Origin of the sequence: Pseudomonas sp. UBA7530, from assembly GCF_002479365.1 — a bacterium.
Classification (GTDB): domain Bacteria; phylum Pseudomonadota; class Gammaproteobacteria; order Pseudomonadales; family Pseudomonadaceae; genus Aquipseudomonas.
Map to the genome: position 1 here is coordinate 154,560 of NZ_DLMS01000003.1, position 13,970 is coordinate 168,529.

Annotated in this window: 8 protein-coding genes; 4 read left to right on the forward strand and 4 right to left on the reverse strand. The window is 64.7% G+C overall.

Annotation, left to right across the window (positions count from 1 at the left end; translation table 11 throughout):
- The first annotated feature begins 1 nt into the window (after nucleotide 1).
- Nucleotides 2–1,117 carry an alkene reductase gene (locus tag B2U07_RS06655; RefSeq protein WP_275545825.1) on the forward strand — a complete coding sequence of 372 codons (1,116 nt, stop codon included), beginning with the start codon at nucleotides 2–4 and terminating at the stop codon, nucleotides 1,115–1,117.
- A gap of 8 nt (nucleotides 1,118–1,125) precedes the next feature.
- The gene (locus B2U07_RS06660; RefSeq protein WP_275545826.1) at nucleotides 1,126–2,313 is read left to right on the forward strand and encodes an MFS transporter; all 1,188 of its coding nucleotides are present in this window, start codon (nucleotides 1,126–1,128) and stop codon (nucleotides 2,311–2,313) included.
- A 420-nt stretch (nucleotides 2,314–2,733) separates the two neighbouring features.
- Here the strand turns inward: B2U07_RS06660 and B2U07_RS06665 are convergent, their stop codons facing one another.
- The 4 genes from B2U07_RS06665 to bglX form a co-directional block, all read right to left on the reverse strand.
- Entirely contained in the window at nucleotides 2,734–3,264 is a 531-nt protein-coding gene (locus tag B2U07_RS06665) for a cytochrome b (RefSeq protein ID WP_275545827.1), read from the reverse strand.
- A gap of 191 nt (nucleotides 3,265–3,455) precedes the next feature.
- Nucleotides 3,456–5,996 carry a glucans biosynthesis glucosyltransferase MdoH gene (gene mdoH / locus B2U07_RS06670; protein ID WP_275545828.1) on the reverse strand — a complete coding sequence of 847 codons (2,541 nt, stop codon included), beginning with the start codon at nucleotides 5,994–5,996 and terminating at the stop codon, nucleotides 3,456–3,458.
- Entirely contained in the window at nucleotides 5,989–7,524 is a 1,536-nt protein-coding gene (locus B2U07_RS06675; RefSeq protein ID WP_197856161.1) for a glucan biosynthesis protein G, read from the reverse strand. The genes mdoH and B2U07_RS06675 overlap by 8 nt, the downstream gene beginning before the upstream one ends.
- A 261-nt stretch (nucleotides 7,525–7,785) precedes the next feature.
- Nucleotides 7,786–10,080, reverse strand: a complete 2,295-nt coding sequence (gene bglX / locus B2U07_RS06680; RefSeq protein ID WP_275545829.1) for a beta-glucosidase BglX — start codon at nucleotides 10,078–10,080, stop codon at nucleotides 7,786–7,788.
- Nucleotides 10,081–10,297: 217 nt separating this feature from the next.
- On the opposite strand from bglX, the gene B2U07_RS06685 reads away from it, so the two are divergent.
- Together B2U07_RS06685 and B2U07_RS06690 are read left to right on the forward strand one after the other, a co-directional pair.
- Entirely contained in the window at nucleotides 10,298–11,170 is an 873-nt protein-coding gene (locus tag B2U07_RS06685; RefSeq protein ID WP_275545830.1) for a helix-turn-helix domain-containing protein, read from the forward strand.
- A 155-nt stretch (nucleotides 11,171–11,325) separates the two neighbouring features.
- Nucleotides 11,326–13,956: a DEAD/DEAH box helicase gene (locus B2U07_RS06690; RefSeq protein ID WP_275545831.1), complete on the forward strand. Its 2,631-nt coding sequence runs from the start codon at nucleotides 11,326–11,328 to the stop codon at nucleotides 13,954–13,956.
- Nucleotides 13,957–13,970: the final 14 nt, after the last annotated feature.

Sequence of the window (13,970 nt, forward strand, 5' to 3'; positions counted from 1 at the left end):
GATGGCCCCTTCCTTGTTCGATCCCGTCAGCCTCGGCGACCTGCAACTACCCCACCGGGTGGTGATGGCGCCGCTGACCCGCTCACGTGCCGAGCAACCCGGCAACGTACCGGGCGCGCTGAATGCCGAGTATTACCGCCAACGCGCCAGCGCCTCGCTGATCATCAGCGAAGCCACGCAGATATCCCGCCAAGGCCAGGGCTATGCCTGGACGCCAGGCATCCACAGCCGTGAGCAGATCGAAGGCTGGCGCCTGGTCAGCGACGCCGTGCATCAGGCCGGCGGACGCATGTTTCTGCAGCTGTGGCATGTCGGCCGCGTTTCCCACCCGAGCCTGCAACCCGGCGGTCGTCTGCCAGTAGCCCCAAGCGCCATGCCGGTGCCCGGCCAGACCTTTATCGAAGACGATAGCGGCCAGGGTGTGTGGAGCGACATTCCCGTTCCACACGAGCTGAGCGTCGATGAGATCTGCAACATAGTCGCCGACTACCGCCAGGCCGCGCGCAACGCCCTGGAAGCGGGAATGGACGGGGTGGAAATACATGCCGGCAACGGCTACCTGCTCGATCAGTTCATCAATTCCAACAGCAACCAGCGCCGCGACGGCTACGGCCAGAGTATCGGCAACCGCGCGCGCTTCCTGCTCGAGGTGGTCAAAGCGGTGTGCGAGGAAATCGGCGAGCAGAAAGTGGCCGTAAGGCTGACGCCCATGGGCCGCTTCATGGGCATGGGCGACGACACCCCGGCAGCCACCTTCGGCTACATCGTCAGCGAACTGAACCGCTGGCGCCTGGCCTATCTGCATCTGGTGGAACCGGCGATTGTCGGCACTCAGCTCGATGAAGACAGCGATCCAGCCTGGGATCGCATCATCCGTCAGCTGCGACGCAGCTGGAACGGCGTGCTGATACTGGCTGGCGGCTACGACCTGCACAGCGCACGTCGCGCCCTGGCAGAAGGTCGCGCCGATCTGATCGCCTTCGGCCGGTTGTTCATTGCCAATCCGGATCTGCCACAACGCCTGCGTCAGCAAAGCCGCCTGAATGCGCCGGACAGCAGCAGCTTCTTCGGCGGTGGCGCTGCCGGCTATACCGACTACCCAGCCCTGAACGCCTGAGAGATATCATGACAAGTCAGACTACCTCGCTCACCCGCGAATCTCCCGCCCTGCCCCAGGCACTGGTGCTGCTGTTCGCCCTGTGTTGCGGCGCCATCGTCGCCAACCTGTATTACGCCCAGCCAATCATCGAGCTGATCGCCCCGGATGTCGGCCTGGGCGCCGAGCGCGCCAGCCTGATCGTCTCGCTGACGCAGATCGGCTACGCACTCGGCTTGCTGTTCCTGGTGCCCCTGGCCGACCTGCTGGAAAGCCGTCGGCTGATGCTGATCACCACTGTCGCTGCCCTGCTCTGCCTGGCGGCCGCAGCGTTCGCCACGCAACCGGATCTGTTCCTCGCCCTGGCGCTGCTGATCGGCCTCAGCTCGGTCTCGGTGCAGATGCTGATTCCGCTGGCTGCCAACCTGGCGCCGGAGGCCAGCCGTGGCCGCGTGGTGGGCAACATCATGAGCGGTCTGCTGCTCGGCATCCTGCTGGCGCGGCCGCTGGCCAGCGTGGTGGCCGGCGAGTTCGGCTGGCGTGCTGTGTATCTGATGGCGGCAGGCCTGATGCTGGTGATCGTGGCCGTGATAGCCACCACTATTCCGCGCCACGCCCCCAGCCACAAGGCAAGCTACGGGCAACTGCTGGCCTCGCTCGTGCATCTGCTGCGCCGCTATCCAACGCTGCGGCGTCGCGCGCTTTATCAGGGCTTGATGTTCGCCAGTTTCAGCCTGTTCTGGACGGTAGCGCCGCTGGAGCTGGCACGCCACCTGGGTATGAGCCAGCAGGATATCGCCCTGTTCGCCCTCGCCGGCGCCATCGGCGCGGTCGCAGCGCCCATCGCCGGGCGGCTCGCCGACGCCGGCCATACCTGGCGCGCCAGCCTGGTGGCGCTGGTCCTGGCGCCGCTGGCCTTTGCACCCAATCTGCTCAGCGCCGGGCTGGGCTGGATCGGACTGGTCGCCACCGCCATCGTGCTGGATTTCGCCGTACAGATGAGCATGGTGCTGGGCCAGCGCACCATCTATGCCCTGGAGCCGCAAAGCCGCGCGCGGCTCAATGCGCTGTACATGACCAGCATCTTCGTGGGGGGCGCCATCGGTTCGGCGCTGGCCAGCCCGGTCTACGAACGTTTCGGCTGGTCGGGCACGGCACTGCTGGCCGCCGGGCTGCCGCTGCTGGCCCTGCTGATATTCGTTGGCAAAGAGGAGTGAGGAGATTCGCGACGCAAAAAACGCAGGCAATAAGGAAATCGCTGGGAACGCTTTTGGAGTCGCTTGCAACGGCCTGAGGGGTTGCCGCCAAGGCCGGTATTTACTCGTGCAAAACCGACATTTCCGCCATCCCTTGCGGTCAATCGCAGGCAACAAAAAATCGTCGGGAACGATTTTTGACGTCGCGTGCGACGGCCCGAAGGGTTGCCGCCAGGGATGGCAGGCAACAAAAAACCCGCCTAAGCGGGTTTCCTCCCAACCACCCGACATCCTGTCGGTAGCCATCTTGGCCTGGTCATCTTCCTTGATCCTCAGCGCTCCGTCGCTGCAGGGGATGTGTGTAGATTAGAGATCGCCCCGAACCGGCAACAGTGGAGGTTGCCGCTTAGGCGTGTAAGCCTTTTGCCATAGCCAGCCGCTTCAGCGACCGATCATGCGTGCCAGCACGTCCTCGCCACCCTGGCGGCGATGGATGAAGGCCATGGCCGCGTGGCCGATTACCATGAACAGCAACAGCCAGCCCAGGTTGCCGTGCAGCAGGCTGGCCGGCGCGATCATCCATTCGACCTTGCCATCGAAACCCGGCATGACGCTCATGCCGAACGCGACGAACTCACGGCCCGAGCCGTACTGGCGCAGCAGCGCAATGAAGGGAATGACGAACAGCAGCCCATACAGCGCCAGATGGCCGAGACTCGCCAGGGTGCTGACCGCCGCCGGCCGGCGGTTGCGGCTGCACAGCGCCCAGATCAGGCGGATCACCACCAGCACCATGAGCACCAGGCCCGTGGCCTTGTGCGTGCCCCAGGCGAACGCCTCCAGTGCGCTGTCTTCCAGCAGCGCGTGGGCCAGCACGGTAACGAACTGCCACCCCAGCAATACGGCCATGCCCCAATGCAGCAGGCGGGTAACGGCGCCATAGCGCTGCGCGGAATCATGCAGATTCGACATCGTGGTTCCTCTCCAATGTCATCGATGAAAACGGTATTCAGGTTCGGCAGCCAAACGCTGCGGTCCGAGCAAAGACCCGATCCAGACGCAATGGTGCCGTGCTGCCGGGCTCGGGTGCACCTGTAGATGTTAGCGGGTATGTCAGAAAGGCATCACGACACGCCCCCGTCAGGCGGGGGCGTGTCGGATGATCAGGCGTCGCGCAGCGCTTCGCGCCAGGCGTGGTGTTGCGGCTCTTGCCAGATACGCGCATGCAGGCGCGCCATGCCGTCGGGATCGTTGAGCAGGCGCCAGCGAGTCGCCTCGACCTTGCCTTGCGGCCCGGCGTTGAGGATTTCATCGATACGCTCGTCGCGCAGCGCTTCGGCGGCAGGCACCACCTTGGCATGGCGGGCACGCGCCATGGCGCAGACCAGGGCGTTGTAAAGCGGATCGACCACGGCGCGGAGGAAGCCCCGATGCAGCGCACGCGAGCTGTTCAGCTGCTCGTACTCGGAGGTATTGCTCAGCTCCACCGGCACCTTGTGTTCTTCCGGAATCAGGAACAGCTTGCTGCGCCGCGTTGCCAGGCCCGGTGCCGTGCGGCTGGTCAGCACCGAGACCGCCGGCGACAGCACCAGGGACACGACGATGGGTGCCAGCCACCAGAGGAAGTCCGGGTTGAGCCAGGCCACCAGCGCCGTCCAGCCGATACCGATCAGCACCTGGGTACCGTGACGGCGGAAGGCTTCGCTCCAGGGCGTCGAGTCATCCACGCGCTGCGGCGAGTTCCACTGCACCGACCAACCGAGGAAGGCGGCGGTGACGAACAGGCTGTGGAACAGCATGCGTACCGGCGCCAGCAACACCGAGCAGGACGCCTCCAGCAGCATCGACAGCAGCACGCGCGTGCGACCGCCATAGGCCTCGGCGCCCTTGATCCAGATCAGCAGCACGCTGAGCAGCTTGGGCAGGAACAGCAGCGTCATGGTCGCCGAGAACAGGGCGATGGCCTCGTGCGGCTGCCAACGTGGCCACAACGGATAGAGCTGGTTGGGCTGCAGGAAATACTCCGGCACCATCAGCGTGTGGATCGCCAGCAGGCAGGTCGACAGCACCAGGAACAACAACCACAACGGCGCCGAAAGGTAGGACATGACGCCGGTGAGGAACACCACGCGATGCACTGCGTGCATGCCGCGCACCAGGAACAGGCGGAAGTTCATCAGGTTGCCGTGGCACCAGCGGCGATCGCGCTTGAGCTCGTCGAGCAGGTTCGGCGGCAGCTCCTCGTAGCTGCCCGGCAGGTCGTAGGCGATCCATACACCCCAGCCGGCGCGGCGCATCAGCGCGGCCTCGACGAAGTCGTGGGAAAGGATCGCACCGGCGAAGGAGCCGGTACCCGGCAGTGGCGCCAGGGCGCAGTGCTCGATGAAGGGTTTGACGCGGATGATCGCGTTGTGCCCCCAGTAGTGCGACTCACCCAGTTGCCAGAAGTTGAGGCCGGCGGTGAACAGCGGCCCATAGACGCTGGTGGCGAACTGCTGCAGACGCGCGTACAGGGTGTCCATGCCCGACGCCTTGGGCGCGGTCTGGATGATGCCGGCGCCGGGGTTGGCCTCCATCAGGCGCACCAGGCTGGTCAGGCAATCACCGCTCATCACGCTGTCGGCATCGAGCACCACCATATAGCGGTAGTTGCTGCCCCAACGCCGGCAGAAGTCGTCGATGTTGCCGCTCTTGCGTTTCACCCGGCGGCGGCGACGGCGATAGAAGATATGGCCGAAGCCTTCCACTTCGCGGCACAGCTCCATCCAGGCCTGCTGTTCGGCCACGCAGATATCCGGATCGTTGCTGTCGCTGAGAATGAAGAAGTCGAAATGTTCGAGTTGTCCGGTAGCCTTGAGCGACTCGAAGGTCGCGCGTAAGCCGGCGAATACTCGCGGGACATGCTCGTTGGCAATCGGCATCACCAGTGCGGTTCGCGCGTTTGGCGAAATCGGCTCGTTGCCGCAGCTGGTGGCCGAGATGCTGTAGCGATCACGCCCCTTGAGCAGCTGGAAGAAGCCCATCAGCGCGGTCCAGAAGCCCATCGACACCCAGCAGAACAGCAGGGCGAACAGCGCCAGGATGCTGGTCTGCACCACGTACGGCAGGATCTGCCTCGCCGATTCGCGCAGCGGCTGCTCGAACACCAGGCCCAGATCGACCAGCGACCAGCCCTGATAGGGCAGCACCGACTTCATGTACCAGGTGGCGACCACGGTCTGCGTGATCATCAATACCAGCAGCGCGGCACGGCGTACCGCGGCGACATGCCGCCAGCGTTCCTCGGCGAAGTCCTCGCTTTCGCGCGTACGCGGTCGCGGCGCCGACTTCTCGCCCTTCAGGCGGCGCCAGCCGCGCTGCAGGATATTGGTCTGCCAGGGCTCCGGCACCATGCGCGTGCGCTTGATCGGCGGCGTCGAATCGATGGTCGGGCGACCCTGGTGATCCTGCACGATGCGGCAGCCGCGCTCCAGTGCATCCGGCCAGCCCAGCGCCAGCCGCGCTGGCACCGAGTCGAGCATTTCGCGGGTTTCTTCCTGGGGCTCGGCTGCTGCCTGGTCGTCCTCGTGCAGGGCACGGTGCAACGTGGCGAGATCGCCGCCCTCCTCCTCCACGCGATGGGCCAAAGCCTGCTGCCGCTCGTGATCGAGCGGCAGTTCATCCAGGTAATCCTGGATCTGTGTAGCGTCTAGGCTGTTATTCATGGGAAGGCAGCTGATAGCTCCAGGTTTCCGACACAGGCTTGCCGTCCTCGACCAGCGCGGCACGCATCTCCACCGGCTGCGCCGGGTTCTTCACCTTGACCCGCAACATCAGGCGCCAGCCCTTGCTCACCGGGTTGTAACGCAGGCTGTCTTCCAGCAACTCGGCGTTGTCATCGACGCTGACCTGCACCTGCGGCGCGGCATCGGGCGAACGCTTGGCCAGTTCCTCACCGACGAAGTCGACCACCAGCGCAGTACTGCCATCGGCCTGACGAATCAGGTTGGCCTGCTTGATGTCGCCCTCGGACAGACGGGTCTGACTGACCATGGCCAGTTGTGGATCGTGCAGCTTGGCATCGTCACGGCTGAAGTGTAGGCGATAGGCCACATCCAGCGACTCACCCGGTGCCGGCAGCTTCTCCGGGCGCCACAGGGCGACGATGTTGTCGTTGGTTTCGTCCGGGGTGGGAATCTCCACCAGCTCGACATGGCCAGCGCCCCAGTCACCGACGGTTTCCACCCAGCCGCTCGGGCGCAGCTCGTAGCGGTCGTCGAGATCCTGATACTGGTTGAAGTCGCGGCCACGCTGCATCAGACCGAAACCGCGCGGGTTGTCGATGCGATAGCTGCTGACGTTGAGACGCTGCGGGTTGTTCAGCGGGCGCCAGATCCACTCACCATTGCCGGCGGCAATGGCCAGGCCATCGGAGTCATGCAGCTGCGGACGGTAGTTCGGCCGCGGCCAGGGCTGGTTGGCGCCGAACAGGTACATGCTGGTCAGCGGCGCGATGCCAAGCTTCTCGACGTTCTCGCGCAGGTAGACCTTCGATTGCACGTCGAGCACGCTGTCGCGGCCCGGCTTGATCTCCATGCGATAGGCACCGGTGGCGCGCGGCGAGTCGAGCAGTGCGTAGATCACCAGGCTGCGGCGATCCGGTTGCGGCTTCTCGATCCAGAACTCGGTGAACCGCGGGAATTCCTCGCCGGACGGCAGCGCGGTATCGATCGCCAGCCCGCGAGCGGAAAGGCCGAACACCTGGCCCTTGCCGACGATGCGGAAGTAGCTGGCGCCGAGCACGCTCATCACTTCGTCGTGGCGGCCGCCGGTGTTGATCTCGTTGATCACCTTGAAGCCGGCGAAGCCAAGGTCCTTGAGGTCATCCGGGTTCAGTTCGAGATCGCCGAAGTCGAACATCGACGGGTCGTACTTGATCTCCTGGGTACCTTCGGCGGTCACTTCGTTGATTTTCACCGGCAGGTCGAAGTGCATGCCCTGATGGAAGAAGTACAGCTGGAACGGCAGCTTGTCGTCGCGCCAGTGCGCCTTGTCTTCAACGAAGCGAACTTTCTGGTAATCGGCGAAAGGCAGTTGGCGCAGCGCAGCCGGCAAACGGCTTTGCGGGGCACCATAGCGTTCGGCGGCAAGCTCCTTGGCCTTGACGGCCACATCATCCAGCTCGAAGGCCCAGCTCTGGGCAGCGAACAGCAGAGGGAGCACACAGAGGGCCAGCTTGGCGGCCTTGCCCATACGGGCTCCAGAACAACGACTCATCGACACACAGCCTCCAGGGCAACACGTACTGACGGGCAGCGGCCAGCCCAAGGGGCGGTCGCTGCGGAGAGTTGAAATCAGGCGAATGGTACAAAGACAACGCGAGCGCAATGCAGACAGCCAACCGGACGGCGGCGTCTCCGCATGCGCGGATTCTTTCTGCGCATTATTACCAGATCGTGAAGTCCGGCACAGGTGCTCGCGCGAGTATATTTTCCGCCTCCTTGGGCCACACCTTCATTGGCGTGGCAACAGTTCGAAACGCGCCTCCTGCACGCTCTCCGAATCCAGCCCCAGCTGGACCCGAAAGGCACCCGGCTCGCTAACTTGCTGCAGGCTGGCGTCATAGAAACGCAGCATGGTTTCGTCGATCTCGAAACTCAGCTCACGCGCCTCACCTGCTTCAAGCTTGACCCTTTGAAAATCCTTGAGTTCCTTCAACGGACGGATCACCGAGGCGGCCTCGTCATGCAGGTAAAGCTGCACCACGGTGGCGCCAGCCCGTGGCCCGGCGTTCTTCAGGGTGACGCTGACACGAATCTTCTCGCCCGGTTTCATGCGCTCGGCAGACAGCCTCGGCGCCGAAAGTTGGAAGTCGCTGTAGCTCAGGCCATAGCCGAACGGGTAAAGCGGGCCGGTGGGCTCCTCGAAATACTGCGAGGTGTAATTGCCGGGCGTGCCGGGGCCGTACGGGCGCCCCAAGCGCAGGTGGTTGTAGTAGGTGGGAATCTGCCCGACCGAGCGCGGGAAGGTGATCGGCAACTTGCCGGAGGGATTGTGCTCGCCGAACAGCACCTCGGCGATGGCATGGCCGCCCTCGATGCCGCTGTACCAGGTTTCCAGCAGCGCATCGGCGTTGGCCTTCTCCCAACTCAGCGCCAAAGGACGGCCATTCATCAATACCACCACCAATGGCTTGCCAGTGGCCTTAAGCGCACGCAAGAGCGTCTGCTGACTTGCCGGCAAATCCAGGCGCGTTCGGCTTGACGACTCATGCGACATGCCCCGCGACTCCCCCACTGCGGCGACGATGACGTCGGCCTGGCTGGCCACGCGTACCGCCTCTTCGAGCATCGTCTGCGGCGTGCGCGGGTCCGGTACCACCTCCGGGCGATCCCAGTTGAGGTGGTTGAGGTATTCGATCACACGAGCGTCGTCGGTGACGTTGGCACCCACCGCATAGAGAAGTCTGCCCTGGCTGGCGAGCGCCACTTCCATGCCACTGCGCAGCGTCACGGCCTGCTCGGCGACACCGGCTGCCGACCAACTGCCGAGCATGTCCAACTGCGCATCGGCCAGCGGACCAACCAGCGCGACGGTGGTGTTCTTGCTCAGTGGCAGCGTGTCATCGCGGTTTTCCAGCAGTACCAGAGAGTCGCGCGCCATGGCCCGAGCATCGGCGCGGTGCAGACGACTTTCGGCATTGACGTCGGCCGGGTCATCCTCGGCGCGGCCGATGCGGCGGAACGGATCGTGAAACAGGCCCAGGTCGTATTTGGTGTTGAGCACATGGGTGACGGCCTCATCCAGCACGCTTTGCGGCACCGCGCCACTGCGTACCAGCTCTGGCAGTTCCTGCCCATACAGGGTATCGGCCATGCTCATGCCGACACCGGCGGTGACGGCCAGCCGGGCAGCCTCGCGGCCATCCGCGGCAACACCATGGCGCAGCAATTCGTCGATCGCGCCGTGATCACTGAGCACCACTCCCTTGAAGCCCCAGTCACGCCGCAGCAGGTCACGCAACAACCAGCTATTGGCCGACGCTGGTACACCATTGACCGCATTCAACGCCCCCATCACCCCGCCCGCGCCGGCGTCGATGGCGGCGCGATAAGGCGGCAGGTAATCCTGGTACATCCGCATCGGGCTCATGTCGACCACGTTGTAGTCGCGCCCGCCCTCCACTGCGCCGTACAGGGCGAAGTGCTTGACGCTGGCCATGATGCGCTGCGGATCACTTGGATCGTCGCCTTGGTAGCCGCGTACCATGGCGGCGGCGATACGCGAGACCAGATGCGGATCTTCGCCGAAACTTTCGGAGATACGGCCCCAGCGCGGATCGCGGGAAATATCGACGCTCGGCGCGAAGGTCATGTCCAGGCCGTCGGCGCTGGCTTCGAAGGCCGCGACCCGGGCGCTGTTCTCGATGGCCGGAATGTCCCAACTCGAGGCCAGCCCCAGGCCGATGGGGAAGGTGGTGCGGTGGCCGTGGATGACGTCGTAGGCGAAGAACACCGGGATACCCAGGCGGCTACGCAGCGCGGCCTCCTGCATCGGCCGGTTCTCCGGGCGCACCACCGAATTGAAGGTTGCGCCGATGCGCCCTGCGGCCATCTCCTCGCGAATGCGTTCGCGCGGCATGTCGCCGCCGATGCTGATCAGGCGCAGCTGGCCGACCTTTTCCTCCAGGGTCATGCGCCCGACCAGGTCGGCGATGAAAGCCGATTTGTCATCGATGGACGGAGCGGCAGCCAGCAGGCCGGGGGAGATCAGAACGGAGGCAAGAGCGAACTGGCGCAGGAGTTTCATCGGGAGCGGCATCCGGGATGCGAATCATTGTTTGAATGGCCGCCACGATACTCCGAGTCCTCGCGCCGCGCCGCGGGTTAGTGCAAAAAAACTTAAGCACCAGTCAAAGGCGTTCCAGAGGTTACGACCCCAGACTTGCGCAAACTTGCGCATTTTTTTCGCCGCCACTGGTTTTGCCTGTCGGCAGGCGTAGCATGGCTGCATTCGGGAGAAGGTGATGGCGCAATTCGAACATCTGCAGGTATTCCAGAGCATGAGCCGCTCGCCCAATGCGCGGCTGCACGCGATGGCCGAGCTGGGCAACGGCATGGCCGTGGCGCGCTGGAGCAATGCCCATGACGCACGCGACTACCTTGCGCCAAGCCATCACACGCTGTCCTGCTATCTGAGCGGCGGCACCGGCACCTTTCGCCGCGAGCAACCCGGCCACAAGGGCGCGCCGGACAAGCTGTGCATCCTGCCGGCCGAGCACCAGTCGGCCTGGATCATCAACGGCGAGATTCAGCTTGCCCACCTCTATATAGAACAGGAGCAGTTCGCCCTCGGCGCGGTCGCCCTGCTCGACCGCGAACCACGCAGCCTGCAGCTTGAGGAAGCGACCTTTCTCGAAGATGCCGAACAAGCGGCGCGCTTCCGGCAACTGTGCACCCTCGACTGGCAGGAACCGGGCGAACGCCTGCTGGCCAGCAGCCTGGCCCATCAGTTGCTCGACCATGCCCTGCTCAATCAGGTCGGCCAACGCCAGGGCCTGCGCCTCAAGGGTGGCCTGGCACCGCTGCAACGCCGGCGTGTGCGCGAGTTCATCGAACAACACCTGGAAACGCCGTTACCACTGAGCCAACTGGCCGCGCTCTGCGCCCTGTCCGAATATCACTTCGCGCGCATGTTCCAGAGCAGCTTCGGTCTGCCACCGCATCGCTATGTGCTGGCCCGGCGCCTGGCTCGCGCCTGCCAGATGTTGCGTCAGCCGCAGCCCTCGCTGAGCGAGGTGGCGCTGGCTTGCGGCTTCGCCAGCGCCAGCCATTTCAGCAACCGTTTCCGCCAGGCGCTGGGCGCCACGCCGCGTCAGTACCGCGCGGCATTCTTCTAACAACCTTTCATCCTCCACGGTGGGTTCACTCGCCCTACCGTCGACAATCTCCGCGCCACGCCTGCTAATCGCCGCACAGCTATGCGAAAATCTGCGGCTTTGCATTGCCACGGCCCAGTCATGCGCCTATCCATTGTTGCCGCGGGGCTTCGTTGATGCCCCTGGATATCCACCAGTTACGCCAGGAAGACTGGCGTTCCGAGTTCGGCGCAGGGGACTTGCGTCGCGGCCACGGCTATGCCGAGGAAAAACGCAGCAAACTGCTCAGCCTCAAGGACAACAGCCTGCTCGCCAATTGCCGCGGCTCGGCTGGGCAGACCTATCAGCAGCGCATCACCCTGCACCCCTATGGGCGCAAATGGAGCGTGACCGGCCACTGCAACTGCCCGGTCGGTTTCAACTGCAAGCATGTGGTCGCCGCACTGCTCACCCTGGAAGCCCAGCAACGCGCCGGCAGCGACCTTTCCGACATCATCGTGGTGGACAAGGAGTTGGCGGAAACACGCCTCGAAGGCATCGAGCCCACCGCCATCCTCAGCCTGGGCAGCCAGGTACGCGTTCATTTCGACGCACGCAAGGGACGCATGCAGGAACAGACCCAGCACCGCGCGGCGCTGGCCTTCGATTACGCCGGGCACAAGGTCTTCGGCAAACCGGCCAAGGACCTGGTCAAGCGCCTGGACGAACACAGCAACCTGCGCCTGATCCGCGACGGCGCTGCCGAAGCCGCGCTGCGCAAGCGTCTGGAAGGCCTCGGCCTGCAGGTGGCGCTGCGCCAGAGTGAAGCGCTGCCGGCCGAAGCCGGCGAGCCGTTCGAGCTGGAGCGCGAGCGCGACTGGCTGGATTTCGTCCAGCGACATCTGCCGCAACTGCGCGCCGAAGGCTGGCAGATCCATATGCGCCCGGACTTCCAGTACAACCTCGCCGAGGTCGACGACTGGTATGCCGAGGTCGAGGAAGACCCGCAGCAGAACTGGTTCGATCTGGAGCTGGGCATCGAGGTCGAAGGCCAGCGCCTGAGCCTGCTGCCCATCCTGCTCCAGGCCATTCGCCGTAAGCCCTGGCTGCTGGCGCCCGAAGCGCTGGCGCAACGCGCCGATGAGGATCGCCTGCTGGTCAGCCTGCCGCAGGGCGGCAAACGCATTGCCCTGCCCTTCGCCCGCCTCAAGCCGTTGCTGGCCACCCTCGGCGAGCTGTATTTCCGCGACCCTGGCGACGACCACCTGCCGCTGCGCCTGGGCCGCGCCGACGCTGCACGCCTGGCCGAACTGGCGCATGGCCCAGAACTGAGTTGGCAAGGTGGCGATGAGTTGCGCGGTTTCGCCCAGCGCCTACAGAACCTGGCGGTGCGCGAGATTGCGCCACCCGAGGGTTTGCAAGCCGACCTGCGCACCTATCAGGTGCAGGGCCTGAACTGGATGCAGACCCTGGCCGAACTGCGCGTCGGCGGCGTACTGGCCGACGATATGGGCCTGGGCAAGACCCTGCAGACCCTGGCGCACATCCTCTGCGAGAAACAGGCCGGGCGTCTCGACAAGCCCGCGCTGATCGTCATGCCCACCAGCCTGATTCCCAACTGGCAGGACGAGGCGGCGCGCTTCACCCCGCAACTGCGCGTGCTGGCCCTGCATGGCAGCAAGCGCAAGGCGCTGTTCGAGCAGATCGCCGAGCACGACCTGATCCTCACCACCTACGCCCTGCTACCGCGCGACCTCAAGGCGCTGAACCAGCAGCGCTATCGCCTGCTGATTCTCGACGAAGCGCAGAACATCAAGAACCCGCGCAGCAAGGCGGCCAGTGCTGCCGCCCAGGTGCAGGCCGACCTACGCCTGTGCCTGACCGGCACGCCGCTGGAAAACCATCTGGGCGAACTCTGGTCGCTGTTCCATTTCCTCATGCCGGGCTGGCTGGGTGAAGCCAAGGCCTTCACCCGCGACTACCGCACGCCTATCGAAAAACGTGGCGACGCCCAGCGCCTCAATCACCTGAACGGGCGCATCCGCCCTTTCCTGTTGCGCCGCACCAAGGAGCAGGTGGCCAGCGAGCTACCGCCGAAGACCGAGATCACCCAATGGGTCGAGATGACCCAGCTGCAACGCGACCGCTACGAAACCCTGCGCCTGGCCATGGACCAGAAGGTACGCGACGAGATCGCCCGCCAGGGCCTGGCTCGCAGTCATATCGTCATCCTCGAAGCCCTGCTGCGCCTGCGCCAGAGCTGTTGCGACCTGCGCCTGCTCGGCGAGGACGGCGGCGAGCTGACGGCCGCCGACTCGGGCAAGCTCAGCGCCCTGCTGGACATGCTCCAGGAGTTGGTCGACGAAGGCCGCCGCGTGCTGCTGTTCTCCCAGTTCACCTCGATGCTGGCACTGATCGAAGCGGAGCTGCATGCACGCAAGATCGCCTACGCCAAGCTGACCGGCAGCACTCAGGACCGGCGCACACCAGTGCAGCGCTTTCAAGCCGGTGAATTTCCGGTTTTCCTGATCAGCCTCAAGGCCGGCGGCAGTGGCCTCAACCTGACCGCCGCCGACACGGTGATCCATTTCGACCCCTGGTGGAACCCGGCCGCCGAAGCCCAGGCCAGCGACCGCGCCTACCGCATCGGTCAGGACAAACCAGTGTTCGTCTACAAGTTGATCGCCCGTGGCAGCGTCGAAGAGAAGATCCAGCAACTGCAGCAGGCCAAAGCCAGTCTGGCCAGGGGCGTGCTCGACGGCGGCAGCCAGGGCCAATGGCAATTGAACGAGGACGATCTGGCGGCGCTGTTCGCGCCGCTCGATTGATGTCCGGCTTACGC

Bases quoted from the DNA above. Each gene is read 5' to 3' on its own strand.
- B2U07_RS06655 (WP_275545825.1), top strand. From the start codon at position 2: ATGGCCCCTTCCTTGTTCGATCCCGTCAGCCTCGGCGACCTGCAACTA.
- B2U07_RS06660 (WP_275545826.1), top strand. From the start codon at position 1,126: ATGACAAGTCAGACTACCTCGCTCACCCGCGAATCTCCCGCCCTGCCC.
- B2U07_RS06665 (WP_275545827.1), bottom strand. From the start codon at position 3,264: ATGTCGAATCTGCATGATTCCGCGCAGCGCTATGGCGCCGTTACCCGC.
- mdoH (WP_275545828.1), bottom strand. From the start codon at position 5,996: ATGAATAACAGCCTAGACGCTACACAGATCCAGGATTACCTGGATGAA.
- B2U07_RS06675 (WP_197856161.1), bottom strand. From the start codon at position 7,524: ATGGGCAAGGCCGCCAAGCTGGCCCTCTGTGTGCTCCCTCTGCTGTTC.
- bglX (WP_275545829.1), bottom strand. From the start codon at position 10,080: ATGAAACTCCTGCGCCAGTTCGCTCTTGCCTCCGTTCTGATCTCCCCC.
- B2U07_RS06685 (WP_275545830.1), top strand. From the start codon at position 10,298: ATGGCGCAATTCGAACATCTGCAGGTATTCCAGAGCATGAGCCGCTCG.
- B2U07_RS06690 (WP_275545831.1), top strand. From the start codon at position 11,326: ATGCCCCTGGATATCCACCAGTTACGCCAGGAAGACTGGCGTTCCGAG.